The sequence below is a fragment of the Glycomyces sp. MUSA5-2 genome, from assembly GCF_037034145.1.
Taxonomy (GTDB): Bacteria; Actinomycetota; Actinomycetes; order Mycobacteriales; family Micromonosporaceae; genus Glycomyces; species Glycomyces artemisiae.
Genome location: NZ_JBAGKG010000001.1, coordinates 829737 through 853760 on the forward strand (window position 1 = coordinate 829737; position 24024 = coordinate 853760).

Annotated in this window: 23 protein-coding genes; 11 read left to right on the forward strand and 12 right to left on the reverse strand. The window is 71.9% G+C overall.

What is annotated here, in order from left to right; genetic code table 11:
• Positions 1-13: 13 nt before the first annotated feature.
• From WA640_RS03935 to WA640_RS03945, 3 genes are all read right to left on the reverse strand, one after another.
• Positions 14-442 carry an organic hydroperoxide resistance protein gene (locus WA640_RS03935; RefSeq protein WP_335986168.1) on the reverse strand — a complete coding sequence of 143 codons (429 nt, stop codon included), beginning with the start codon at positions 440-442 and terminating at the stop codon, positions 14-16.
• A gap of 12 nt (positions 443-454) precedes the next feature.
• The gene (locus WA640_RS03940; protein ID WP_335986170.1) at positions 455-916 is read right to left on the reverse strand and encodes a MarR family winged helix-turn-helix transcriptional regulator; all 462 of its coding nucleotides are present in this window, start codon (positions 914-916) and stop codon (positions 455-457) included.
• A 78-nt stretch (positions 917-994) separates the two neighbouring features.
• A complete protein-coding gene (locus tag WA640_RS03945; protein ID WP_106366140.1) occupies positions 995-1552 on the reverse strand; it encodes a TetR/AcrR family transcriptional regulator in 558 nt (185 codons plus the stop codon).
• Between the two features lie 128 nt (positions 1553-1680).
• Here WA640_RS03945 and WA640_RS03950 point away from each other — a divergent pair, with 128 nt between their 5' ends.
• Together WA640_RS03950 and ychF are read left to right on the forward strand one after the other, a co-directional pair.
• Positions 1681-2103 (forward strand): hypothetical protein, encoded by a 423-nt coding sequence (locus tag WA640_RS03950; protein ID WP_335986172.1) that lies wholly within the window; start codon positions 1681-1683, stop codon positions 2101-2103.
• A 93-nt stretch (positions 2104-2196) separates the two neighbouring features.
• Positions 2197-3270 carry a redox-regulated ATPase YchF gene (gene ychF / locus WA640_RS03955; RefSeq protein WP_106366138.1) on the forward strand — a complete coding sequence of 358 codons (1074 nt, stop codon included), beginning with the start codon at positions 2197-2199 and terminating at the stop codon, positions 3268-3270.
• A 13-nt stretch (positions 3271-3283) separates the two neighbouring features.
• Here the strand turns inward: ychF and WA640_RS03960 are convergent, their stop codons facing one another.
• Positions 3284-3718 (reverse strand): VOC family protein, encoded by a 435-nt coding sequence (locus WA640_RS03960; protein ID WP_335986175.1) that lies wholly within the window; start codon positions 3716-3718, stop codon positions 3284-3286.
• Positions 3719-3858: 140 nt separating this feature from the next.
• Here WA640_RS03960 and WA640_RS03965 point away from each other — a divergent pair, with 140 nt between their 5' ends.
• Positions 3859-4371, forward strand: coding sequence for a hypothetical protein (locus tag WA640_RS03965; protein WP_335986177.1), 513 nt, complete (start codon positions 3859-3861; stop codon positions 4369-4371).
• 126 nt (positions 4372-4497) lie between these two features.
• Here the strand turns inward: WA640_RS03965 and WA640_RS03970 are convergent, their stop codons facing one another.
• Complete coding sequence (locus WA640_RS03970; protein WP_181245913.1) at positions 4498-4851, reverse strand: pterin dehydratase; 354 nt, start codon at positions 4849-4851, stop codon at positions 4498-4500.
• Positions 4852-5284: 433 nt separating this feature from the next.
• On the opposite strand from WA640_RS03970, the gene WA640_RS03975 reads away from it, so the two are divergent.
• Entirely contained in the window at positions 5285-5728 is a 444-nt protein-coding gene (locus tag WA640_RS03975) for a (deoxy)nucleoside triphosphate pyrophosphohydrolase (RefSeq protein ID WP_442904682.1), read from the forward strand.
• Between the two features lie 9 nt (positions 5729-5737).
• Here the strand turns inward: WA640_RS03975 and WA640_RS03980 are convergent, their stop codons facing one another.
• A complete protein-coding gene (locus WA640_RS03980; RefSeq protein WP_335986181.1) occupies positions 5738-6943 on the reverse strand; it encodes an alanine racemase in 1206 nt (401 codons plus the stop codon).
• Between the two features lie 386 nt (positions 6944-7329).
• On the opposite strand from WA640_RS03980, the gene WA640_RS03985 reads away from it, so the two are divergent.
• The gene (locus WA640_RS03985; protein ID WP_335986183.1) at positions 7330-7737 is read left to right on the forward strand and encodes a RidA family protein; all 408 of its coding nucleotides are present in this window, start codon (positions 7330-7332) and stop codon (positions 7735-7737) included.
• Positions 7738-7768: 31 nt separating this feature from the next.
• On the forward strand, positions 7769-9364 hold the full coding sequence (locus WA640_RS03990; RefSeq protein ID WP_335986184.1) for an N-acyl-D-amino-acid deacylase family protein: 1596 nt from the start codon (positions 7769-7771) through the stop codon (positions 9362-9364).
• A gap of 14 nt (positions 9365-9378) precedes the next feature.
• Here the strand turns inward: WA640_RS03990 and WA640_RS03995 are convergent, their stop codons facing one another.
• Entirely contained in the window at positions 9379-12327 is a 2949-nt protein-coding gene (locus tag WA640_RS03995) for an AfsR/SARP family transcriptional regulator (protein ID WP_335986185.1), read from the reverse strand.
• Positions 12328-12559: 232 nt separating this feature from the next.
• Between WA640_RS03995 and WA640_RS04000 the strand changes: the two genes are divergently transcribed.
• Positions 12560-13135, forward strand: coding sequence for a hypothetical protein (locus tag WA640_RS04000; protein ID WP_335986186.1), 576 nt, complete (start codon positions 12560-12562; stop codon positions 13133-13135).
• A 63-nt stretch (positions 13136-13198) separates the two neighbouring features.
• On the opposite strand, the gene WA640_RS04005 is transcribed toward WA640_RS04000, so the two are convergent.
• The 3 genes from WA640_RS04005 to WA640_RS04015 are packed head-to-tail and all read right to left on the reverse strand — an operon-like array spanning position 13199 to position 16385.
• A complete protein-coding gene (locus WA640_RS04005) occupies positions 13199-14035 on the reverse strand; it encodes a carbohydrate ABC transporter permease (RefSeq protein WP_335986188.1) in 837 nt (278 codons plus the stop codon).
• A complete protein-coding gene (locus tag WA640_RS04010; protein ID WP_335986189.1) occupies positions 14032-15018 on the reverse strand; it encodes a carbohydrate ABC transporter permease in 987 nt (328 codons plus the stop codon). The genes WA640_RS04005 and WA640_RS04010 overlap by 4 nt, the downstream gene beginning before the upstream one ends.
• Positions 15015-16385 (reverse strand): extracellular solute-binding protein, encoded by a 1371-nt coding sequence (locus tag WA640_RS04015; protein WP_335986191.1) that lies wholly within the window; start codon positions 16383-16385, stop codon positions 15015-15017. Before WA640_RS04015 ends, WA640_RS04010 begins: the two co-directional genes overlap by 4 nt.
• 135 nt (positions 16386-16520) lie before the next feature.
• On the opposite strand from WA640_RS04015, the gene WA640_RS04020 reads away from it, so the two are divergent.
• Genes WA640_RS04020 through dgoD form a run of 3 tightly spaced genes read left to right on the forward strand, consistent with a single transcriptional unit; the run spans position 16521 to position 19654 of the window.
• Positions 16521-17732, forward strand: a complete 1212-nt coding sequence (locus tag WA640_RS04020) for an ROK family transcriptional regulator (protein ID WP_335986193.1) — start codon at positions 16521-16523, stop codon at positions 17730-17732.
• A complete protein-coding gene (locus WA640_RS04025; RefSeq protein WP_335986194.1) occupies positions 17729-18463 on the forward strand; it encodes an SDR family NAD(P)-dependent oxidoreductase in 735 nt (244 codons plus the stop codon). Before WA640_RS04020 ends, WA640_RS04025 begins: the two co-directional genes overlap by 4 nt.
• Positions 18464-18508: 45 nt before the next feature.
• Positions 18509-19654: a galactonate dehydratase gene (gene dgoD / locus WA640_RS04030; protein WP_335986195.1), complete on the forward strand. Its 1146-nt coding sequence runs from the start codon at positions 18509-18511 to the stop codon at positions 19652-19654.
• 46 nt (positions 19655-19700) lie between these two features.
• Here dgoD and WA640_RS04035 read toward each other — a convergent pair whose 3' ends face one another.
• Entirely contained in the window at positions 19701-20069 is a 369-nt protein-coding gene (locus WA640_RS04035) for a MerR family transcriptional regulator (RefSeq protein ID WP_335986196.1), read from the reverse strand.
• A 56-nt stretch (positions 20070-20125) separates the two neighbouring features.
• Between WA640_RS04035 and WA640_RS04040 the strand changes: the two genes are divergently transcribed.
• Positions 20126-21229 carry an alkene reductase gene (locus WA640_RS04040; protein WP_335986197.1) on the forward strand — a complete coding sequence of 368 codons (1104 nt, stop codon included), beginning with the start codon at positions 20126-20128 and terminating at the stop codon, positions 21227-21229.
• 47 nt (positions 21230-21276) lie between these two features.
• Here the strand turns inward: WA640_RS04040 and WA640_RS04045 are convergent, their stop codons facing one another.
• Positions 21277-24000: a S8 family serine peptidase gene (locus WA640_RS04045; RefSeq protein WP_335986198.1), complete on the reverse strand. Its 2724-nt coding sequence runs from the start codon at positions 23998-24000 to the stop codon at positions 21277-21279.
• Positions 24001-24024 lie beyond the last annotated feature (24 nt).

Below are 24024 nucleotides of genomic sequence, written 5' to 3' on the forward strand. Positions count from 1 at the left end.
TTGCCTGCGCGCCTTACTCTCCGGCGGCCTGGACGAGGTCGATCTCCACGACGATGTTGCCGCGGGTGGCGTTGGAGTACGGGCAGACCTGGTGGGCCTTCTCGACCAGGGCCCGCGCGGTCTTACGGGGGGCGCCGGGGGTGGAGACCTCCAGGATGGCATTGAGGCCGAAGCCCTCGCCCTCCTTGCCGATGCCGACGCTGGCCTCCACTGAGGACGCGCCGAGGTCGACCTTGGCGGCGCGGGCGACCGCCTGGAGCGCGGAGTGGAAGCAGGCCGCGTACCCGGCGGCGAACAGCTGCTCGGGGTTCGTCAGCCCGCCGGGGCCGCCAAGCTCCTTCTGGATGGCGAGGTCGAGGTCGATGAGGCCGTCGTCGGTGGCGACGTGGCCGTTGCGGCCCTCGCCGGAGGAGACGGCGTGCGCAACGTAGAGCGGTTCCATGTGGTTTCCCCTTTACTCGGAGGTGTTGTTCTCGGAGGTGGATTCGCGGTTGCCGACGGATGCGGTGAACTCGTTGAGCCGGTCGCGCAGGGCGATCAGCTCGTCGTAGGACATGCCGGAGGCGGTGCCGACGACCTGGGTGATCTCGCAGCCCCGGGTTTCGAGGGCCGCGCCGGAGTCGGTGAGGTGGACGGTGACGCGGCGCTCGTCGTCGGATTCGCGGCGGCGCTCGACGAACCCGGCGGCCTCCAGGCGCTTGAGCAGCGGCGAGACGGTGCCGGAGTCGAGCTGGAGCTCTTTGCCGATGTCGCTGACGGAGCGGCCGTCGGTCTCCCACAGCAGCATGAGGACCAGGAACTGCGGGTAGGTGAGCCCGAGCCGGTCCAGCATGGGCCGGTAGAGCCCGATGACGGCCCGGGAGGCGGCGTACATGGCGAAGCACGCCTGCTCGCTGAGTCTCGGTGTCGCGTCCATGAGAAGAAAGATAGCGCGCAACTAAGTTGTGCACAACTTAGTTGCTTGTGATCTGTCAGTCAGACGGAACCGGAGCCGCTATTCGCCCAGCAGCGTTGCGGCGGCGACGGCCTTGAAGGCGGCCTCCGGGTTGTCGGCCACGCCCTGCGGGAAGTTCCCGGCGATGAGCAGCTCGGCGAAGCCGTGCGCGAGGGACCAGGCGCCCAGTGCGCGGACATTGAAGACGGCTTCGGGGTCGGCGCCGGTGCCGCGGTGGAGGGCGGCGCGCGAGCGGGCTTCGGCGCGGTTGAGGTCGGGGTCGTCGGTGTGGAGCAGCTCGGGCCGGAACATGACTTCGAAGTGGGCCTTGTGGTCGATGGCGAAGCGGACGTAGGCGGCGCCGACGGCGGCGAAGTCGCCGGTGGCGTCCCAGGTGCGTTCGAGCGCGTCGGCGAAGCGGTCGAAGCCCTCGGCGGCGACGGCAGTGAGGAGCCCGGCCTTGTCGCCGAAGTGGTGGGCGGGTGCGGCGTGGGAGACGCCGGCGCGCTTGGCGACGGCGCGCAGGCTCAGGGCGCTCGGCCCGGCCTCGGCGACGGCCTCGACGGCGGCGTCGATGAGGGCGCGGCGGAGGTCCCCGTGGTGGTAGCGGTCGGTCACGGGGACCACTGTACCGCGGATCTTGACAGTGTCAAACGACACTGGTCATTGTCAAGATTCGAACTTGACACTGTCAAGACAGCTGGGTACCTTCAAATGCAGCACCGCCACGAGATTGGAAGCCCCTGATGTTCGACTCCGCCTTCGCCCTCAGCGACGCCTCCCGGCTCCTCGCCGGGATCGTCCTCCTCACCGTCGTCACCATCGAGTTCGGCGGCACCTTCCTGGTCCGGATCGCCAGCGGCAAGGTGCCCTTCACCGAGTTCCAGAAGTCCTTCTCCCGCGCCGGGCACGCCCACGCGGGCGTCCTCGTCATCTTCAGCCTCATCGGGCTCGTCCTCGCCGACGCCACCGGCCTCGACGGCGCGTGGGGCTGGATCGCCCGCGCCGGGATCCCCGCCGCCGCGATCCTCATGTCCGGCGGGTTCTTCGCCGCGATGGCCGGGAAGGGCCGCACCGAGCCCAACAGGGCGATCGCCCTCCTCTACGCGGGCGCGGCGAGCCTCGCCGCCGGGACCCTGACCCTCGGGATCGGGCTCCTGACCGCGTAGGACCCGGCCCGGCGCCGCCCCCGGGCCGTCCCAGTGCACATCGCGAGGTCGCGCCGCAGCCGCGCGGCGCGGCCCCGCCTAGAATCGGTTCTCGTGAAACTCAGCATCGGTATCGTCGGCCTGCCCAACGTCGGCAAGAGCACGCTGTTCAACGCGCTGACCCGCTCGGACATCCTCGCGGCGAACTACCCGTTCGCGACGATCGAGCCGAACGTCGGCGTCGTCGCCGTCCCCGACGACCGGCTGCCGAAGCTGGCCGAGATCTACTCCTCGGAGAAGATCCTCCCGGCCACCGTCACGTTCGTCGACATCGCAGGCCTGGTCAAGGGCGCCTCGGAGGGCGCGGGCAAGGGCAACCAGTTCCTGTCGAACATCCGCGAGACCTCCGCCATCGCGCAGGTCGTGCGCGTCTTCGAGGACGGGAACGTCACCCACGTCGACGGCAAGGTCTCCCCCGTCGACGACATCGAGACGATCAACACCGAGCTGATCCTCGCCGACCTCCAGACCATCGAGAACGCCCTCAAGCGCCTGGAGCGCGAGGCGCGCATGAACAAGGACGCCAAGCCGAAGCTGGAGGCCGTCCAGGCCGCGCAGGCCGTCCTCGACTCCGGTCGCACCGTCTTCGCCGCGGGCCTCGACACCGAACTGCTCTACGACCTGCACCTGCTCACCGCGAAGCCGTTCATCTACGTGTTCAACGTCGACGAGGACCAGGTCGCCGACGAGGAGCTGGCCGCGAAGCTCCGCGCGCTCGTCGCCCCCGCGCAGGCGGTCATCCTCGACGCGAAGTTCGAGTCCGAGCTCATCGACCTCGACGAGGCCGAGGCCCTGGAGCTCCTGGAGTCCACCGGCCAGACCGAGCCGGGCCTCGACCGCCTCGCGAGCGTCGGCTTCGCGACCCTCGGCCTCCAGACGTACCTCACGGCCGGGCCGAAGGAGACGCGCGCCTGGACGATCAAGCAGGGCGCGACCGCCCCCGAGGCCGCGGGCGAGATCCACACCGACTTCCAGCGCGGCTTCATCAAGGCCGAGATCGTGTCCTTCGACGACCTGGTCGAGGCGGGCACCATGCAGGCCGCCAAGTCCGCCGGGAAGGTCCGCATGGAGGGCAAGGACTACGTCATGGCCGACGGCGACGTCGTGGAGTTCCGCTTCAACGTCTAGCGCCTCGCCCGGTTCAGCCGAGCTCCTGCGCGAGCCCGATGAGGACGCCCTCGGGTCCGCGCAGGTAGCACAGCAGGTAGACGTCCTCGTAGTTGACCACCTCGCCGACCACGGCCCCGCCGAGCGGGCGCACGCGCTCGATCGTCGCCTCCAGGTCGTCCACGGCGAACATGACCCGCAGGTAGCCGAGGGCGTTCACGGGCGCGCGGCGGTGGTCCGCGGCGACGGCGGGTTCGAGGAAGCGCGAGAGTTCGAGGCGGCCGTGGCCGTCCGGGGTGCGCATCATCGCGATCTCGACGCGCTGGCCCGGCAGGCCGGTGACGCGCCCGGCCCACTCGCCCTCGACCATGCCCGTGCCTTCGGGTTCGAGCCCGAGCTCCTGGAAGAACGCGACCGCCGCGGCGAGGTCCTCGACGACGATGCCGACGTTGTCCATCCTCGTGATCATGGCGCCAGCCTATCGACACCGCGCACTGCCGGGGCCCCGCCCGGATTTGCGGCGGGCGGGGATACTCGGGGACCGGGCGGGGCCGCCGGCCCCGCGTCGAGCGCCGCCGGGGCAGGACCCGGCGCGGAAAGGCAGGCGGCATGAGCGATCCGACCCCCGGGAGCCGGTGGCACGTCACCGCTGACGGCACGGTCGTCAAGTCCTACCCGAAGGCCCGGGACCACTCCGATCCGCGGCGCGAGGCGCCGCAGGGCCTGCAGTACCTCCGCTACGCCACCGCGCGGCCGGTGGCCCTCGCGGACCTCCAGGCGATGGACGAGCGCGTCGCGCGGTCCATGGCCGCCTTCGGGCGGCTCACCATGGCGACGCTCGTCGTCGGGGTGCTCGGGATCGCCGGGGTGCTGGCCGGGTGGATCGTGCTCCCGCTGCTCGGCGCCGACGACGCGGCGGGCACGGTGTTCTTCGTGTCGGTCCCGCTCCTGGCGGTCGGGGTCCTGGCCCTGGTGATCGTGCCGGGCGCGATGCGCGGCAGTGCGAACCGGGCCGGAGCGGCCGCCGGCCTGGCGCCGTCCCCGGCGCAGGTCGTGAAGGAGCCGGAGGCGCGGGCGCTCATCGAGGCGCCGGGGACCGTCTCGGGTCCGGCCGCGCTGTAAGCGGCGCAAGCGAAAAGCCCGCACAGGATGCGGGCCTTCGCGGTGTTCGGCGGATCGCCGGGAGGTGGGGTTCCCGGCGGTTCGCCTTGTCATCGCCGCCCGTGAGCAGATCCGTCCGCGGACGGGCTATTCGCCGCGCCTGAGCCAGCGGAAGCGGCCCTTGGAGAGGTGGGTCTCCTCGGCCGCGAGGTCCCCGGCGATGGTGATGTAGGCGGTCTCGACGCGTCCGGCGAAGGTCACGTCGGTGAGGCTGAACCCGCCCTCGCGGGCGAGCACGATGAGCGTGGCCTCGTCGGTCCGCCGCACGTCCGGGCGGACGCCGAGCGTGTCGGCGAAGATCTTGATCTGCTCCGCGAGCTCGGCGTGCTGGGAGTCGTCGAGCGGCAGCGACCGCGAGAGGCGGCCGTCGTCCGCTACCCAACCGTTGAGCTCCCTCAGTGCATCCAGCAGCACGTTGTCGTCTTGCTCCGTTCTCCCCATGGCACCGTCGCCATCCGTCGTCGCCGTTCCGAAGTGCCGCGTCCAGCAGAGCTGTGCCCTGCCATTGCAGGGCCGCGACCGATCAGTAAGGTTGGTCTGACAGGGATCCGACAGTCACGAGGGGCGTTCGTGTCTGAATTGTCGCCGGATCTTTATCATTTCAAAACCGAGTCTTCCGCGTTGTTCAGCTTCTGTCCAGACCGGCAAACGGGATTAAACGGTCATTGCGGAAATTCAGGGACAGTTCTTGTCTGGTTCTGTGCCGACGGACACGATTCCTGACCACCCGGCCCATGCGATATCAACCGAACGTATGAGCAACAGGATGCTCACTGGTCATCACGCATCGTCATCGTTCGCACGAAAGATAACGAAACGCCTTCAGCCCGGCAACGGACCCATCGGCCGCCTTCTGCCCCACCGGCCTAGACTCCTGCCGGTGAGCGAAGCAAGCACACCCGGCAGCGTCCCCCGCATCGTCGTCGGCGCCGCGATCCGCGACGGCCGCGCGGTCCTCGCGGCCGCCCGCGCCTATCCGCCCGCGCTGGCCGGGCTCTGGGAGTTCCCCGGCGGCAAGCTCGAACCCGGCGAGACCGAGGCCGAGGCGCTGCGCCGCGAATGCCGCGAGGAGCTCGGCGTCGACATCACCGTCGGCGAGCGCGTCACCGGCGACCTCTCCACCGGCGACGGCCGGTACCTGCTGCGCGTCTACTACGCCGCGCTCGCGGGCGGCGAGCCGCACGCGAAGGAGCACGCCGAACTGCGCTGGCTCCAGCCCGAGGAACTCGACTCGGTCCCGTGGCTGCCGGGCAACCGCCCCGCGGTGGACGCGATCCGGGAGGCCTTGGGCGCCGAGGATTCCGGGCCGCGCCCTTAGCGGTCCACCTCAGAAGAAGGTCCGGACGGCGTCGACCACGGTGCCGGTCTCCTCATCCACGACAGGGATGAGACGCCACTTGTCGAAGCTGGTGCACGGGTGGGAGAACCCGAGGCGCACGGTGTCGCCGACGGCGAGGCGGTCGACCGCGCCGGTGAGGAACAGGTGCTGGTCGCTGATCTGCGGACACTCGGTGCCCTTGAGCCCCAGGGGGATCGGCAGGTCCTGGTCGTAGGGGAAGTCGCGGCGGCCGCCGTCGAGGATCGCCAGTCCCGGTTCGGGCCTTGCGATCACGCGGGAGCGCCCTTCGAGCGCCGGGCGCAGCTCCGGGCCGTCGCCGCCGCGCGCGGTCGGGGTCATGCGCGCGTAGAAGCCGTGGTCGTGGACGAGGTAGGAGCCCGAGCGCAGGAGCACCTCGGCCCGGTCGGCGAGCGGCCCGAGGATCGCGGCGACGCGGTCGAAGTAGGCGCTGCCGCCCGCGCTGACGACGGGCCGGTCGGTCTCGAAGTCCAACGCCTCGAAGAGGGTCGCGAGGTCGCCGAGGTAGTCGTCGACGGCGGCGATCGACGCTGCGTCGGTCCCGCCGGTCACCGACCCCTCGTATCCGGCCACCCCGGCGAGCCGCAGATGCGGCGCGGCCTCGATCTGCGCGGCGACTTCAAGCGCCTCCTTGACGCTCCGCGCCCCGGCCCGGCCGCCGGGGTTCCCGAGTTCGACGTACACGTCCAACGGCGCGGCCCAGTCCCCGGCACCCCTGACGAAGGTCAGGGCCGAATCGGAAAAAAGTCCGATGGCAGTGCCTTCACCTGCCCATACGCTTAGTCGTACAAGCTCGGCCGGATCGGCGATCTGGTTGGCGATGACAATGCGGGGCACGCCGAAGTGGCGGGCAACCCCGGCCTGAAAGGAGGTAGCGACCGTAATCGCGGCAGCCCCGGCATCCAGCTGGCGGCGCCACAACTGCGGGGCCATGGTGGCCTTCCCATGAGGGGCGAGCGCAAGCCCCCGGTCGGCACACCACGCGGCCATGGCCCGCAGATTGTGCTCCAGAGCCTGGTCCGATATCGATACGAGGGGGGTGGGGAGGGAGGGGGAGGGGGCCCCCGAAGCGAGCCACTCCGCGACCGTGAGCCCGTGAGCCGCAGCCGGAATGCCCTTGTACCGCCAATCGAGCACCTCGTCGCGGAGGGCGTCGAGGCGGGCCGTGTCCATCATGCGCGGGTCTCCTCGGGTCGGAACCGGGCCGAGTGCGGTCGAACCGCGCTCGGCTGAGCTGGCGAGCCGGGCCCGGCTCGGTTGGCGTCGCCGTCGTTGGCCGGGCCGATCGCGGGAGCCCGCCTGACCGGCAGGCTCCGCATTCGGCCACGCCGATGCGGTCGGCGAGCGACGGCCGTTGGCCGGGCCAATGGCCGGACCCCGCCTGGTCGGCGGGCACCCGCCGTAGGCTGAGCCAACGCCCGGACCCGGCCGGTCGGCGGTCGCCCGCCGTTGGCTGCGCCGACGGCTGAGCCTCGCGTGGCCGACCGGGCCTTCGGCCCGGCCGGGGGGCGATTGTGGCGCCGTCGGCTGGGCCGTTGCTTACTGGAAGGTATCTTCACTATATGACCGAGAAGATCGCGATCCACACCGATGCCGCTCCCGCCCCCGCGCATGCCTTCCCGCAGGGGGTGCGCAAGGGCCCGCTGCTCACCGTCTCCGGGCAGGGGCCGGTCGATCCGGCCACCGGCGAGTACCTCTTCCCCGGTGACGTGAAGGCGCAGACCCGGCGGACGCTGGAGAATGTGGCGGCGATCGTCGAGGCGGGCGGCGCGTCGATGGGCGATGTGATGATGCTTCGGGTGTACCTCGCCGACCGCGCCGACTTCACCGCGATGAACGAGGTCTACGAGGCGTTCCTCGACGAGAAGATCGGCGGCGCCGCGCCGTTCCCGTGCCGCACGACGGTCATCTGCACGCTCCCGAGGGCCGAGATGCTGGTGGAGGTCGACGCGCTGGCCTGCGTAGACTAGGCCGACTTTTCGCCGACGGGGAGGGCGCGCAGTGACCACAGGAGACTTCGTGATCCGCGGCGCCGCCGTCGCGGACGGGACCGGCGCGCCCCTGTTCCGGGCCGACGTGGCCGTCCGAGAGGGCCGGATCGCCGGGATCGGCGAGCGGCTCGACGGGGCGAAGGCGATCGACGCGGGCGGGCTCGTGCTCGCGCCCGGGTTCATCGACATGCACGCCCACTCCGAGCTCGCGGTCCTCTCCGACCACGACCACCTCGCCAAGCTCGGCCAGGGCGTCACCCTCGAAGTGCTCGGCCAGGACGGCCTCTCCTACGCCCCCGTCGACGAGGCCACCGCGCCGCAGATGCGCGAGGCCATCGCCGCATGGAACGGCCCCCTCGACGTCGAGTACGACTGGCGCACCGTCGGCGAGTACCTCGACCGCCTCGACCGGGGCATCGACGGCCGCGGCATCCCCGTCAACGCCGCCTACCTGGTCCCCCACGGCACGGTCCGGATGCTCGCAATGGGCTGGGACGACCGCCCGCCCACGGGCGCCGAGCTCGCCGCCATGAAAGCCCAAGTGGCCCAAGGCATGGAAGAAGGCGCGTTCGGGCTCTCCGCAGGGCTCAGCTACACGCCGGGGATGTACGCCGCCACGGCGGAGCTCGTCGAACTGTGCACAGTGGTCGCCCGGTACGGCGGCTACTTCGGCCCCCACCAGCGCAGCTACGGCGCGGGCGCGATGGAGGGCTACGCGGAGATGATCCAGATCGCGCGCGAGGCCGGCTGCGCCCTGCACCTCGCGCACGCCACCTTGAACTACGAGGTCAACGCGGGCCGCGCCGCCGAACTCCTGAAGCTCGTCGACGAGGCGCTCGACGAGGGCGTGCCCGTCAGCCTCGACACCTACCCGTACCTGCCGGGCATGACGATGCTCGCGGCCCTCCTGCCGAGCTGGTCGCTCGCCGGAGGCTATGGGGCGCTTCGGGAACGGCTCGACAGCCCCGAGACGCGGGCCCGGATCGTCCACGAGCTCGACGTCACGGGCACCGACGGCGCCAACGGCGTGCCCGGCCACTGGGACCGGTACGAGATCGCGGGCGTCGCCAACCCCGAGCTGCGCGGCTACGTCGGCCGATCCGTCGCCGAGGCCGCGGGCGCGCAGCGGCCCGCCGAGTTCTTCCTGGACCTGCTGGTGCGCGACGACTTCGGGACCGGGTGCCTCATGCACGTCGGCAACGAGGAGAACGTGCGCGCGATCATGCGACACGGGGTCCATACGGGATCGTCCGACGGCGTGCTCGCCGGGGACAAGATCCATCCCCGCGCCTGGGGCTCCTTCGCCCGCTACCTCGGCCACTACACGCGCGAGCTCGGCCTGTTCACCGTCGAGGAATGCGTGGCCCACCTGACCGGCCGCCCCGCCGCGGTCCTCGGGCTCCCCGACCGCGGCCTCGTCAAGGAGGGCTTCGCGGCGGACCTCGTGCTGTTCGATCCCGCCACTGTGGACGCGCGGTCGACGTTCGCCGAGCCCCGCCGCCAGGCCGCGGGCATCCCGTACGTCTTCGTCAACGGCGCCTTGGCGATCGACAACGGCGACCGGACCGATGTCCTTGCGGGCGGGTCAGTGCGTCGTCCCGGGTAGCGCGCCTGAGCCCTTCAGCGGCAGCCCAGTTCGGTGAAGGTCTGCTCCGCTCGACGGTCGAGGTCCGCTGCAGTCTCCTCCTCGCCCAGGCCGCGGTGCGATTCGGCGAGTGCGGCGAGGGTGCGGGCGTGCCAGAGCGGGGCGGGCATCTCGGCGAATTCGGTGCGGGCGCGGCGGCCGTGGTCGGCGGCCGTGCCGAAATCGCCGATGCCGTTGCGGAGCTTGCAGATCAGGTGGTCGCGCCGGGCGCTGCGCACGTAGGCGAGCTGCCTGCGCTCGGTCCGCCCGGGGCGGAGGAGTTCGAGGGCGGCGTGCGGGCGTCCGGCGTCGCCGAGGAGGTCGGCGAGGACGTTCTGCGCGGACCAGGCGGTCGGGTGCCGACCGGACTCGCGCGCCATGTCGAGCGCCAGGGTCGCCTCGCGGATGCCGTCCTCGTATCGGCCGCGGAGCCGGTGCAGCTCGCCGCCCCACAGCAGCGCCATGATGCGGAACCGCTCGGAGTCGGCCGCGTCGGCCGCCGCGGCGACCTCGGCGATGCGGGCGGCTGCGGCGTCGAGGCGGCCGGTGTCGAGGCAGAGGATCGCCAGGCCGGTGCGCGATTCCATCGCGGCGGCGGCGTCGCCGAGCTCGTCCGCCAGGGCGACGGCGCGTTCGAAGGCGTGTTCGGACTCGGTGAACCGGGCCCGGTACCAGTGCGTCACACCGAGGTTCGCGAGATGGCCGAGCGCCTGCTGCGGTTGCCCGGCCGCTTCGGCGGCGTCCAGGGCCTCGCGCAGGAGCGGTTCCGCCTCGTCGAGCCGGCCGAGGATGCCCAGGGTCGCGCCGAGGCTGCCGCGGGCGCGGCCCTCCGCGTCGCCGTCGCGGAGCGAGGCGACTTCGGCGGCCGCGCGGCGGGCGAAGTCGGCGCCGGAGTGCGGATTCCCTGCCATGCAGTGGAGGTGCGAGAGCGCGACGGCGATCCGGTACCGGTCGTCGGCGTCGCCGTGCCGGGCGGCCTCCCGGTCCGCTGACTCGACGAGGGCGAGGATGTCGGCGACGTCCTGTCCGAGCGTCGTGAACCGGGCGAGGACCGGCGCGAGCCGCAGGGCGGGACGGTGCGCCCGCCACGCCCGGAAGACGCGGGCGACCTCCGGGTAGTCCTCGGACGCGAGGTCGTACTGGTGCGCGGCGTACCAGTCGCAGGCGCCGTCCATGATCGCGTCCTGCTGCGCCGCAGTCAGTTCCGCAGTGGAGCGCCGCCGCAGGTACTCGGCGACGAGGTCGTGGAACCGGAGGCGGCCGGGGCGCGGGGATTCGAGGAGGTGGACCGTCTCCAATCGGCGGAGCGTCCGCTCGACCTCAGCGGGCGGCAGGCCCGTCACCGCCGCCGCGATGCCGGAGCGGACCTCGCCGCCGGGCACGAAACCCAAGCGCAGCAGCGCATCCCGTGCCGAGGCGTCGAGCGCGCGCAGCGAGTTGTCGAACACGGCCGTGACCGCCGCATCCGGGTCGCCGTCGATCGCCAGCGCGTCGAGGCGGTCCGCGCCCGCGAGTTCGGCGGCGAACCCGGCGAGGTCGTGCCGGGTCTGGGCGGTGAAGTTGGCGGCGGCGATGCGCAGTGCCAGCGGGAGGCCGCCGCACAGGTCGGCGAGGCGGCGGGCGGCTTCCGGTGCGGCGGTGAGGGTTTCGGGGCCGAGGATCGCGGCGAGGAGGTCCAGGCTCGCGCCCGTGTCGAGCCGTTCGAGGGGGACGGGCCGGGCGTCGTCGAGGGCTTCGAGGCCGGTGAGCCGGTTGCGGCTGGTGACGACGGTGAGGCTGCCGGGGGTGCGCGGGAGGAGAGGCCGGATCTGTGCGGCGTCGCGGGCGTTGTCCAGGACGACGATGACCTGCCTGCCGGAGAGGAGGCGGCGGTAGGTGCTGACGGCTTCGTCGAGGTCGTCGGGGTCGGCGGCGTCGGTCTGGCCGAGGGCCTTGAGGAACTGGGCGAGGGCCTGCCGGGGCGGGAGCGGTTCGCCCGCGTCGAAGCCGTGGAGGTCGAGGTAGAGCTGCCCGTCGGGGTACCGGTCGCGGTGCCTGTCGGCCCAGGTGAGGGCGAGTGCGGTCTTGCCGACGCCGCCGGGTCCGGAGAGGGTCGCGAGGTTGCCGAGTTGGAGGGCTTTGTCGAGGTCGGCGAGGGCGTCGTCGCGTCCGGCGAGTGCGGCGGGCGGTGCGGGGAGGAGTTCGGGCGCGGTCGGGATCGGGTCGGGCGGCGTCGGGGTGTCGTCGGCGCGGAGGATCGCGGTGTGGACGGCCTGGAGGCGGGCGGCGGGGTCGAGGCCGAGGTCGTCGGCGAGTGCGGTGCGGATCTGCCGGTAGACCTGGAGCGCTTCGGGGGTGCGGCCGGTGGCGTGGAGTGCGCGCATGAGCTGTGCGGCGGTGCGCTGGCGGAGGGGGTCGGCGTCGAGGAGTTCGCGCAGTTCCGCGACGGGGGGCGGGTCGCCGAGTGCGAGTTCGAGGTCGATGCGCTGTTCGACGGCGTCGAGCCGGGCGGCTTCGAGGCGCCGCGCGCCGGATTCGAGGAGGGGTCCGGTGAGGCCCGCGAGGGCGGGTCCGCGCCAGAGGTCGAGGCCGTCGCGCAGGTGCTGGAGGGCGGCGGCGTGGTCGCCGGTGTTGTTGCGGGCCTTGGCGTCGCGGAGGGCGCGGTGGAAGTCGTCGGCGTCGAGGGCGGCGTCGCGGAGGGTGGCGCGGTAGCCGTCCCCGGCGGGGGTGATCGCGTCGGCGCCGAGGGCGCGGCGCAGGAGCGCGGCCTTGTTCTGCACTTGGCGGCGGGCGGTCGCGGGCGGGTCGTCGGCCCACAGGCCCGCGATGAGGCGGTGCATGGGGACGGCCCGGTCGGGTTCGAGGAGGAGGATCGCGAGGAGCCGGATCGGGACGAGGCCCGGCAGCGGGACGGCGCGGCCGTCCCGCAGGACCTCGGGCGGCCCGAGGATCCGGTACTGGAGCATCCCGTCATCTCCGTGGTGCGCCGTCGGCGGAAGCGAACGTCCTCCAGCATAGGCAGCCGCGTCCCGTTTCGCGTGCCCCTGGATGCGGATCGGATGCCGTTCGGGTGCAAGGGGGGCGCACGGTGGGCGGATCAGTCTCGATCCGAAGCCTCTCGGGGCGGAGCGGAGGAGGCGATGTTCAGGAAGCCGGCGCCGCACGGCGACCAGCACGGATGATTCGAGGACGATACCGGTGACCGACCCTTCCCAGCCGCAGCCGGAACCGCCTGGGCCGCAATGGCATCCGCAACCGCCTCGGCAGTACCCGCCGCCTCCCGGCTACGGCTACGGGCTGCCGCCGGGGCCGCCGCGGATGCCGGGGGTGACGCTGACGGCCGTGATCATGCTGTGGATCGGGTTCGCCATGGGGATCTGCAATGCGACCGCGACGCTGGCGGCGTTCGGGTTCCTCCGGTTCGCGCTCGGCTCGGACCTCGGCGGGATGGGGGCGCTCGCCCTCGCCGCCGCGGGCGTCGCGATCGCGATGAACATGGCGTTCCTGGTGCTGCGGCCCGTGTTCGCGGTCATGATCTGGCGCCGCAGCGCGTCGGCGAGGAAGGCCGCGGTGATCGCGGAGTACGTGTACTTCGGGGTGAGCGCCGTGATGGTGTTCTTGTCCATGCAGTCGCAGTTCGACGCCTCGGGCGAGTCGATGCACGTCTCGCTCGACTGCACAGGGGTAATCGCGCCGATCCTCATCATCGCGTTCCTGGAGGCGTCGCGGTCGAAGTGGTGGTGCTCGCGGCGGGGCGGCGGACCGGTGTCTTGACCCGTTCGGTCCGCCGCCCCCGGCGGTGGCCGGCGCCTGGCCGAGACTCCAGGCGCCGGACGGCTATTTGAGTCCGGACGTCGAGAAGCCCTGGACGAAGAAGCGCTGGAAGAACAGGAACATCAGCAGGACCGGGAGGATGAACATGGTGCTGCCGGCGGCCAGGAGGTTCTGGACGGGGAAGCCCTTCTCGTTGACGTAGCCCGCGGTCATGGCGACGGCGAGGGTGGTGCGGTCGGCGCTCAGGAGGAGGCTCGGGGCGATGAAGTCGCCCCAGCTCGCGGTGAACGTCAGGACCATGCAGGCGGCGAGGACCGGCCAGGACTGCGGGATGAAGATGCGCCAGAAGATGCGCACGTGGCCGCAGCCGTCGAGGATCGCGGCCTCTTCGAGCTCCTTCGGCATGCCGGAGAAGAACTGCCGGAACAGGAAGACCATGTACGCGGCGCCCGAGAGTCCCCAGAGGATCCACGGCACGTACGTGTCGACGAGGCCGAGCTTCGCGAACATGAGGTAGGTCGGGATGAGCGTGATGATCCCCGGCATCATCATCGTGGAGATGAGGAGCCCGAACCAGAACTTCTTGCCCGGGGCCGAAAGCCGGGCGAAGCCGTACGCCATCCACGCCGAGGAGACGGTGGTGAGGACCGACGTGATCGTCGCCAGGATGAGCGAGTTGCGGGCGTAGCCGAGGAAGTCGATGTGGGTGAGGGCGTCGATGTAGTTGTGCCACTGGGGTTCGGCGGGAAACCACTGGACGGGGAACACCGAGAGCTCGCTCGGGGCCTTCAGCGAGGTGAGGATGAGCCAGCCGAGCGGCCCGGAGAAGACCACGGCGAGCGTGATGAGCGAGATGTACAGGGCCGTGACGCGGGCCCGGCGGGCGATGCGCTCGGTCACCGGCCCTCCTTCGGGTCGGACGGGTCGACCCCGCCGTAGAAGACCGCCCGGTTCCCCAGCTTGAAGACCAGGCCGGTGATGAGCAGCACGAACAGGAACAGGACCCACAGGAGCGCCGAGGCGTACCCGAAGTGGCTCTTCGCGAAGTACTCGGCGTAGACGTGGACCATGAAGAAGTAGTTGCCCTCGGGGACCGCGGTCACGGCGGCCGGGCCGTTGACCGGCGCGAGGAGCAGCGAGGGCACGAACACCTGGAGCGAGCCGATGACGCCGGTGACCACCTGGAAGAAGATGATCGGGCTCAGCAGCGGCAGGGTGATCCTGAAGAACGAGTAGACCGGGCCCGCGCCGTCCACTTTGGCCGCTTCGAGGAGTTCGCGCGGCACGTCCTGGAGCGCGGCGAGCGAGACGATCATGGATCCGCCCACGCCCCACAGGATCATGAGGATGAGCACGAACCGCACGTATGGGTCGGCGAGCCACGAGACGGGTTCGCCGCCCGCGGCGCCGATGACGGCGTTCGCGGCGCCCGCGTTCTTGTCGAAGATGATCTTGAACGTCAGGGCCGCGGCGACGCCGGGGACGACCGCGGGCAGGTAGAACAGGGCCCGGAACAGCGCCCGGCCGCGGAAGTCGCGGTTGAGGAGCACCGCCATGAGCAGCCCCGCCGCGACCCCCGTCGGCACCGTGGCGAGCATGAAGATCCCGGTGCGGCCCAGGGAGGCGATGGTCTGCCCGTCCTGGAACACCCGCACGTAGTTGTCGAGGCCCACATAGGACCAGTTCGGGGAGAGGCCGTCGGTGTTGGTGAGGCTCATCCAGAACGCGTAGCCGAGCGGGAAGACCGTCAGGAGCACGAACCCGGCGATCCACGGGCCGACGAACAGGTAGAACGTGCGGGGCCGCTGGCCCGCCCGGCCCCGCCGCAAGCGGGGCCGGGCGGGCGCCTCGGGGGGCGGTGCGGCTTCGAGGACCGCGGTCACTTGACGAGCTCCTTGCCCTCGTCGAGGAGCGCGTTCATGTCGGTGTTCAGGGTGTCGGCGAGCGACGCGGCGGTCGCGTCGCCGCCGATCGCATCGGGCAGGTACTGGTTGAGCACCGCGTCGAGGGCCTCCACCTTCACGTACGGGGAGAACGACAGGACCTTGAAGTAGTCGGTCTCGGCCTCGACCGCGGCGAGGGCCTGCTCCTGCGCGGGCGTGCCCGTGGGCAGGTCGGCGCGCAGCGACAGGAGGCTCGGGAGGCCCCAGCCCCCGGCGGCGCGCTCCTTCGCGGGGTCGCCGCCCATGAACCACTCGAACAGCTGCCACGCCTCGTCCTGGTGCTTGGAGGCCTTGGGGATCCAGTACCCGGTGGCGCCGTAGCAGGGGCTGAGGCGCTCGCCGCCCATGGTCGGGGCGGGGGCGAGGCGGGAGGTGGCCGCGAGCTCGGCCTCGGCGGCGATCGCGCCGCCGAACCAGTAGCCGGACCAGGAGACCGCGAGGCGCGAGGTCTGGTACGGGGGCCAGTCCCAGCCGTCGGGGTTCGGCTCGACGGGGCTGAAGCCGACCCTCGCGCGGGCGTAGTCGAGGTACCACTGGAGGGCCTGCCGCCCTTCGGGGGACGAGAAGTCGACGGCGCCGAGGTCCTCCGACAGGAGGCTCCCGCCCGCGGAGGCGGTCATGTTCGCGAGGCTGATGAACAGGCCGAGCCCGCCCGCCGAGAGTCCGTACACGGTGGTCGTGTCGCCGTCCTTCTGCGTCAGCTCCCTGCCCATGTCGAGCCACTCGTCGTAGGTGACCGGCTCAGTCTCGGAGGGGTAGGCCACGCCCGCGGCGTCGAACAGCGCCGTGTTGTACCAGAACATGGCGTCCTGGGAGTAGTCCTTCGCCATGCCGTAGCGCGGGCCCTGGCCCTGGACGCTGCCGTCGTAGCGCCACACGTCGTTGACGGGGTCGATGTCGTCCGCTTTGAGCAGTTCGCTGGACGCGAAGTAGTCGTCGAGGGGCAGGGCGAGGTCGCGGGCGACGATGTACGGCGTCTCGACGGCGCCGAGGCCGCGCACCAGGTCGGGGGCGGTGCCGCTGGCGAGCATCGCGGTGAGCTTCGTCGGGTCGACCTCGACGCGCTTGATCGTGACGCCCAGCTCGGCCTCGGCGGACTTGAGGAACTCCGGGCTGAACTCGTTCTCCGGGGCCATGATCGTGAGCGTCGTGCCGCCGGAGCCGCCGCCCGCCGAAGGGGCGCAGGCGGACAGGGCGCCCGCGCCGGCGGCCGCGGCCGCGCCGAGGGCCGCGCCGCGCATGAGGCCGCGGCGGGAGAGCGTGCCCGCGGACGGCGCGCTTTGCGACGGCGCGCTTTGAGACGGCATTGTCCCGAGGGATTCGAGCATCGGTTCGCCTTTCAGAAAGGGGTTGCGAAAGTCTGTGGACGAAATTTAACGGGGCGGACGTAAGTTCGTCAAGACTCTTGACACACATTTATGCGCGACGGGTATGATCGCCGCATGCCCCGGACAAGCAGCGGATCCCTCCAGTCACTGCGCCGGGCGAACCAGGAGCGCCTGCTGACCCTCTTGCTCCGCAAGGGGCCCGTGCACCGCGCCGAACTCGCCCGCCGCGCCGACCTCTCCCGCACCACCGTCTCGACGATCGTCGCCGACCTCATGGCCCGCGGCCTCGTCGCCGAGTCCGCCGCGGCAGGGCCCGGGACGGACGGCCGCGCCAAGGAGGCCCTGGTCGTCAACCCCGCCGCCGCCGTCGCGCTCGGCATGGACTTCACCTTCGACCACGTCTGGGTCCACCTCTCCGACCTCGGCCACCGCGAGATCGCGGGCGCCGGGCAGGCCGTGGACACCGACCTCGGCTGGGCCGAGCGCATCGACGTCGCCGCCGACCTCCTCGACGGCCTCATCGCGCAGCACGGGCTCGACCGGGCCCGCATCGTCGGCGCCGGGATCGGGCTTCCGGGCCCCATCGAGCGGTCCACCGGGATCGTGTCCACGTCGCTGCCCGACCAGCCGTGGTCCCACGTGCACGCCGCGGACGAGTTCGCGCAGCGCCTGGGCCTGCCGGTCGCGATCGAGAACAACACGCGGCTCGAAGCCGTCGCCGAGTCCTACAGCGGCGCGGGCAAAGGCGTGCGCGACCTCATGTACGTGGGCCTCTCCAGCGGCATCGCCGCAGGGCTCATCCTGGACGGGCGGCTGTACCGCGGCGCCGTGGGAGCGGCCGGGGAGCTCGGGCACACGTCGGTCAATGTGGACGGACCGGCGTGCGCGTGCGGGAACCGCGGGTGCCTGGTGCTCCACGCGGGCATCCCGGCGGTGCTCGCGGCCCTGCGACCCCACTTGGGCGCCAAGGCGTCCGTGGAGGACGTGCTCGCCGCGGCGGCGGCCGGGGACCGTGCCTGCGAGGGCGTGCTCGCCGACGTCGGCCAGATGACCGGGCGCGTGCTCGCGAGCCTGTGCAACCTCCTGAACCCGGAGCGGATCGTCGTCGGCGGCGAGCTCGCCCGGGCCGGTGAAGTGCTGCTGGACCCGCTGCGGACCGCGATCCGGCGCTACGCGCTGACGCTCGTGCGCGACGTGGACGTGGTGCCCGCGGCCCTCGACCTGGGCGCGCGGGCCGGAGCCGTCGGCGGCGCGGCGCTGATCCTGCGCGAGCGCCCCGGCCTCGCCGCGGCCCTGGTGGAGATGACGGACGGAGCGAGCGCATGAGCAGGTTCGCAGGCAAGACCGTGGTCGTGACGGGCGGGGCGATGGGCATCGGCGCGGCCTGCGTGCGGCGCTTCGCCTCCGAAGGCGCCGTCGTCTACATCGCCGACGTGGACGACGCGGCCGCCGCCGACGTCGCCGCGGAAGTCGACGGCGCCCGGTTCGTCCACTGCGATGTGTCAAAGGCCGAGGACTGGGAGGGCCTCGCCGAGACCGCCCTGCGCGAGCAGGGACGCGTCGACGTGCTCGTCTCGAACGCGTACGCGCTGCGCTTCGGCGCCCCCCATGAACTGCCCGAGGACGACTGGGACCTGGTCCAGGCCGTCACCTTGAAAGCCGCGTACCTGGGCATGCGGGCGCTCGCGCCCTCCCTTGCGGCCGTCGACGGCTCCGTCGTGGCCGTCTCCAGCGTCCACGCGCACGCCTCCTACCCCGGGTTCGCCGCCTACGCGGCCGCGAAGGGCGGGCTCGGGGCGCTGGTGCGGCAGCTCGCCGTCGAATACGCGCCCGCGGTGCGCGTCAACGCCGTCGTCCCCGGTCCCATCATGACCCGCCAGTTCGCGGGCATGTCCCCCGAATCGATCGCCGACGAGGCGGGCCGCACCCTCGCGAACCGCATGGGCCGGCCCGAAGAGGTCGCCGCCGCCATCGCGTTCCTCGCCTCCGCGGACGCCGCGTACATCACCGGCGCGGAACTGGCCGTCGACGGCGGCTGGCAGGTCAGGCACCGCTGAACCCCAGTGCACACCCCGAGTTCTCCACCAGAGATTGAGGTTCCCTTGAACATCGCCAAGATCGAGACCTTCCTCGTGCCGCCCCGGTGGCTGTTCGTGCGCATCGAGACCGACGACGGGGTCGTCGGCTGGGGCGAGCCCGTCGTCGAAGGCCGCGCCGAGGCCGTCGCCGCCGTCGTCGAGGCCCTCGCCGAGCGCCTCGTCGGCACCGACGCCTCGCGCATCGAGGACCACTGGCAGGTCATGACCAAGGGCGGCTTCTACCGCGGCGGGCCGGTCCTCTCCAGCGCCGTCGCCGGGATCGACCAGGCCCTGTGGGACGTCAAGGGCAAGGCACTCGGCGTGCCCGTGTACGACCTGCTCGGCGGCGCGGTCCGCGACAAGGTGCGCGTCTACACCTGGATCGGCGGCGACAGCGCCCAGGCGCTCGCCGAGGACGCCCTGCGCGCCAAGGAGAACGGCTTCGACGCGGTCAAGTGCAACGCCGCGGCCCAGCTCGGCCCGATCGAGTCGCCCGCCGCCGTGAAGCGGATCGCGGAGCAGTTCACGGAACTGCGATCGGCGGTCGGCGACGACCTCGACATCGCGATCGACTTCCACGGCCGCTTCTCGACGGCCATGACCCGGCGGGTGCTCCCCCTCCTGGAGCCGGTCATGCCGCTGTTCGTGGAGGAGCCGGTCACCCCGGAGTTCTCGCGGGACCTGGCGATGGTCACCGCGGGGACGTCGATCCCGATCGCGACGGGCGAGCGGCTGTTCTCGCGCTGGGACTTCAGGGACGTGCTGCCGACCGGCATCGCGGTCGCGCAGCCCGACCTGTCCCACGCGGGCGGGATCTCGGAGGTCCGGCGGATCGCCGCGATGGCGGAGGCGCACGGGGTGGCGCTGGCCCCGCACTGCCCGCTGGGGCCGATCGCGCTCGCGTCGAGCCTCCAGGTGGACTTCGCGACCCCGAACTTCCTCATCCAGGAGCAGAGCCTCGGCATCCACTACAACCAGGGCAACGACCTCATGGACTACCTGGTGGACCCCTCGGTGTTCGCATTCGACGAAGGCTACGTCGCACGTCCGACAACGCCGGGCCTCGGCATCGAGGTCGACGAGGCGGCGGTCCGCAAGGCGGCCGAGCAGGGGCACCGCTGGCGCAACCAGGTGTGGCGCCTGAAGGACGGCACGTTCGCCGAGTGGTAGCGGTCCGAAGGAGCAGGGCCCCGGCGCATCGCGTTGGGGCCCTTCCCTATGCGGTCGTCGGGAGCGCCGCGGTCGCGATCACCTCGTCGAGGATCGCGCGGGTGCGGTGGAGGTCGGCGATCGTGCGGTCGATGCGGTCGCGCTCGGCCATGAGCTCGCGGGCGAGGCTCTCGGTGGTCATCTCGTTCGGGCCTCCGTCCTCGTCGTGGATGCAGGGCAGCACGGACGCGACGGTGGCCGAGTCGAGCCCGGCCGCGAACAGCACCTGGATGCGGATGACCCGGTCGACGGCCTTCTCCGCGTACTCGCGGTGGCCTCCCGGGGTGCGCTCGGAGGCGAGCAGTTCGCGCTCCTCGTAGTAGCGCAGGGATCTGACGCTCACGCCGGTCCGCTTCGCCAGCTCACCGATTCGCATGGCGTGCCTCACAATCCCTTGAACCTCACATCAGTGTCAGGTTCTACCGTACCCTCATGACGAACGAAACGACCGCCCGGCGCCTCTTCGAGCCCGTGAAGCTCGGGGCGCTGGAGCTCCCCAACCGCATGGTCATGGCCCCGATGACGCGCAACCGCGCCACCTTCGAGGGCGTCCCCCTGCCGCTCATGGCCGAGTACTACGGCCAGCGCGCCACCGCGGGCCTCATCGTCGGCGAGGCGTCGACGCCGAGCCCGTTCGGGTTCACCTACCCCGAGATCGCCGGGCTGTACGGCGACGACCAGGTCGAGGGCTGGCGGGCCGTCGCCGACGCGGTGCACGCGGGCGGCGGGCGGCTGTTCCTCCAGATCGAGCACGGCGGCCGGATCGGCCACCCTGACAACAACCCCGGGGGCCACCTGCCGCAGGCGCCGTCGGCGGTGCGGCTGCCGGGCGGGATCCACACGCCCACAGGGCATCAGGAGGCGCCGGTCCCCGTGGAGATGACGGCGGCGGACCTGGAGCGGACGCGCGGCGAGTTCGTGGCGGCGGCGCGGAACGCGCTGCGGGCGGGCGCGGACGGCGTGGAGGTCCATGCGGCGAACGGGTACCTGCTCAATCAGTTCCTTTCTTCAAGCACGAACCTGCGGACCGACGGGTACGGCGGTTCGGCGGCGGGCAAGATCCGGTTCGTCGTCGAGGTCGTGGAGGCGGTGGTCGCGGAGGTCGGCGCGGAGCGGACCGGGCTGCGGATCTCGCCGTGGAACACGGGGAACGGGATCGACGTGTCGGACAGCGACGAGGTGTTCCCGGCGCTGCTGGACGCGGTGTCGCACTTGGGTCTCGCGTACCTCCACATCGCGCGGGCGCTGCCGGGCGAGGCACTGTTCGGCCGGCTGCGCGAGCAGTGGACGGGCCTGCTGGTGGCGAACCCTGAACTGGGCGAGGAGCTGCCGATCCCGGCGGACGGCGGCCTGTCGAAGGGCGTGGAGCTCCTGGAGGCGGGCGCGGACCTGATCGCGTTCGGGCGGGCGTTCCTGGCGAACCCGGACCTGGTGGAGCGGTATCGCGTCGGCGCGGCGCTGAACCCGGTGCGCGAGGACGTGTCGATGTACGGGCGGGGCCCGGAAGCGCTCACGGACTACCCGTTCCTGGCATAGGGGAAGGGGCTCCCGTCGCAGTGGGAGCCCCTTCCTTATGCGCTAGTTCAGGATTCGGCCTCCAGTTCGGCGTCGGCGCCCGTCACGGCGCCGTCGGCCACGGTGGCGGCGGCGGTCCCGGCCGCGTAGCCGGGGGCGCTCACCTCCAGGGTGCGGTCGCCGGGGTCGGTGAACAGGACGTACATGCCCGAGGCGTCGGTGACGGCGCCGGACCCGGAGGCCGGGTCGACGACGCGTGCGCCCTCGATGGGGGCGCCGGTGGCGGCGTCGGTGACGTGGCCGCGGACGAGCCCACCGTCGAGGGCCTCGCAGCCGCCGACGCGCACGTTGTCGACCATCCACCAGTACGCCCAGGTCGCGTTGTCGGTGAAGTGGAACTTGAGCTGGACAGCGGTCTGGTCGGCCCATTCGGTGAGGTCGACGGTCTCGACCGTGGCTTCGAGGTCCTCGTTGGTGTACCAGACCTGCTCCCAGGTGGCGCCGCCGTCGGTGCTGAGGAGCACTTCGGCCTCGGAGCCGATGCCGCCGTCGACGAAGAAGTTCGCCCACGACAGCGTCGGCTCGCTCGCGGCGCTGAGGTCGAACGGCGCCGTGATGAGGTCGGTGTCGGTGAGGGCCTCGATGTCGGAGGCGTCGGAGTTGGCCTCGGCGTACCCGCCGGAGCCGGGCGTCATGTTGCCGTAGCCCCACGGGTCGTCGAAGACCCACGGGAAGTCGTCGTCGCCGTTGTTGACGACCTCCCAGCCGGTGGGCGCCGCGAGGGTCTCGAAGCGCTCGTCCAGGGTGGTGGACCCGAAGCCGGGCGCGAGGCACCCGTCGGCAGTCGGCACCTCGATGAGGGCCGCGTCGTCCGGGTCGACGGTCACCACTTCGTATCCGGGATAGGCGGTCTCGACGGTGAGCGGCCAGTCCCCTTCGGCGGGGATGACGAGGCTGTACTCGCCGGTCAGCGGGTCGGTGTCGGCGACGGCCTCCCCTGCGGCGGTGGAGACGGTGGCGTCGAGCGGCCAGCCCTGGCCGCCGCCGTCCACGACTTGGCCTGCGACCGTGCGGGTCTCCAGGAGCTCCATCTCGGTGTCGAACACGGCGGCCGCGTTGCGGTTGACGCGGACGGTGCCGGTGGCGTCGCCGTACAGGAACTTCGTGGCGCTCACGCGGTAGCGCCCGGCGGGGATGCGCTCGAACGCGTACTCGCCGTCGGCGTTCGTGGTGGCCTCGCGGACGACGCCGCCTTCGAAGACGAGCCGCGCCCCGGCGACGGGGTCGCCGTGCTGGTCGGTCACCGTGCCCGAGAGGGACCCGAACTTGCCCGCGGGGGCCTCGTCCACGGCGTCCTCGACGTCGATGCGGCCGTGCCCGTACACGTTGTTGGCCTCGTCGTCGCCGGTGCACTGGTCGTCGGGGGTGTCGACGGCGGTGCCGGTGATCGTCTCGTAGACCGCCTCGTAATCGCCCTCCAATGTGGGTGAAGCGGACATGAGGAGCGCGATCGCGCCCGCGACATGCGGTGCGGCCATCGAGGTCCCGTCGCCGAGCCCGTACTCGTCGCCGGGGAGCGAGGAGCGGACGGCGACGCCGGGAGCGGACACGTCGGGCTTGAGCGTCCCGCCGAGGCCGTGGCCGCGGGAGGAGAACTCGGCGACCACGTGGTCCTCGTCGTAGGCGCCGACGGCGATGACGTTCTCGTACACGCCGGGGGTGCTCATGGTCAGGCACGCGGGCCCGTTGTTGCCCGCGGCGAACACCGGGATGATCCCCGAGGCGTGCCACAGGTCCACGACCTCGGCGTAGATCGGGTCGTAGCCCGGGATCGTGGTCCCCCACGAGTTGTTGACGACGTGCGGCGCCTTCAACGGGTCGGGGTTGCGGCCCTCCGCATCGGTGGGCGCGGCGATCCACTGCCCGGCGAGGATGAGCGTCTCGATGCTCGGGCAGCAGCCGTTGACGGCGATCCACTCGGCGTCGGGTGCGACGCCGATGCCGCCGTTGCCGACCATGGTGCCCATGGTGTGGGTGCCGTGGCCGTCGTCGTCGCAGGGAGCGTCGCCTGCGCACACGTCCTGGATGTCGTAGAAGTTGTAGTCGTGCGTGTAAGTGCCGTCGCCGTTGTTGCCGCGGTAGGAGTCGGCGAGCGCGGGGTGGTCGTACTGGACGCCGGTGTCGATGGAGGCGACGGTGATGCCCTCACCGGTGAAGCCCTCGTCCCAGACCTCGGGGGCGCCGACGTCGGCGACGCCCCATTCCACGGCCGCGCTCTGCACGGCGTCCCAGGTCTGGAAGCCGCCGCCCGCTTCGTCCTTGCCGTCGGGGGCGACGGGCTCGATCATGTCGTACTCGGGTGCGGCGACGACCGCTTCGACGGTGTCGAGCGCGGCGAGGTCGGCGAGGAGGTCCTCGTCGGCCTGGACCTTGATCGTCGATGCGCCCCAGTAGGACTCGTAGTCGGCGCCCGCGGCGTCGAGCACGTCGACGGCGTCGCGCTGGCTGGTCTCGGCGTAGGCCTTGGCGGCGGCGACCGCCGCGGCGCCCTTCTGCTCCTTCGCGGCGGCGTCGAACGCGGCGCCGTAGTCGGGGGACCCGGTGAAGAGGAGCCACGCTTCGGCGTCCCCTTCGGCGCCGATCTCGGCGAGGATCTCGGGGGCGGTCTTCTCGGCGACCAGGGCCGCTTCGGTGTCCTGGGCGGCCGCGCCGGTCGCGAGACCGGCGGGGACCAGCGCGCCCGCGAGGGCGGCGGCGAGGATGCGGCGCGTGCGCCGCGGTGCAACTGTCACGAACTCTCCTTGGGGGGATGGCCC

Bases quoted from the DNA above. Each gene is read 5' to 3' on its own strand.
- WA640_RS03935 (WP_335986168.1), bottom strand. From the start codon at position 442: ATGGAACCGCTCTACGTTGCGCACGCCGTCTCCTCCGGCGAGGGCCGC.
- WA640_RS03940 (WP_335986170.1), bottom strand. From the start codon at position 916: ATGGACGCGACACCGAGACTCAGCGAGCAGGCGTGCTTCGCCATGTAC.
- WA640_RS03950 (WP_335986172.1), top strand. From the start codon at position 1,681: ATGTTCGACTCCGCCTTCGCCCTCAGCGACGCCTCCCGGCTCCTCGCC.
- WA640_RS03960 (WP_335986175.1), bottom strand. From the start codon at position 3,718: ATGATCACGAGGATGGACAACGTCGGCATCGTCGTCGAGGACCTCGCC.
- WA640_RS03965 (WP_335986177.1), top strand. From the start codon at position 3,859: ATGAGCGATCCGACCCCCGGGAGCCGGTGGCACGTCACCGCTGACGGC.
- WA640_RS03970 (WP_181245913.1), bottom strand. From the start codon at position 4,851: ATGGGGAGAACGGAGCAAGACGACAACGTGCTGCTGGATGCACTGAGG.
- WA640_RS03980 (WP_335986181.1), bottom strand. From the start codon at position 6,943: ATGATGGACACGGCCCGCCTCGACGCCCTCCGCGACGAGGTGCTCGAT.
- WA640_RS03985 (WP_335986183.1), top strand. From the start codon at position 7,330: ATGACCGAGAAGATCGCGATCCACACCGATGCCGCTCCCGCCCCCGCG.
- WA640_RS03995 (WP_335986185.1), bottom strand. From the start codon at position 12,327: ATGCTCCAGTACCGGATCCTCGGGCCGCCCGAGGTCCTGCGGGACGGC.
- WA640_RS04015 (WP_335986191.1), bottom strand. From the start codon at position 16,385: ATGCCGTCTCAAAGCGCGCCGTCGCAAAGCGCGCCGTCCGCGGGCACG.
- WA640_RS04020 (WP_335986193.1), top strand. From the start codon at position 16,521: ATGCCCCGGACAAGCAGCGGATCCCTCCAGTCACTGCGCCGGGCGAAC.
- WA640_RS04025 (WP_335986194.1), top strand. From the start codon at position 17,729: ATGAGCAGGTTCGCAGGCAAGACCGTGGTCGTGACGGGCGGGGCGATG.
- WA640_RS04035 (WP_335986196.1), bottom strand. From the start codon at position 20,069: ATGCGAATCGGTGAGCTGGCGAAGCGGACCGGCGTGAGCGTCAGATCC.
- WA640_RS04040 (WP_335986197.1), top strand. From the start codon at position 20,126: ATGACGAACGAAACGACCGCCCGGCGCCTCTTCGAGCCCGTGAAGCTC.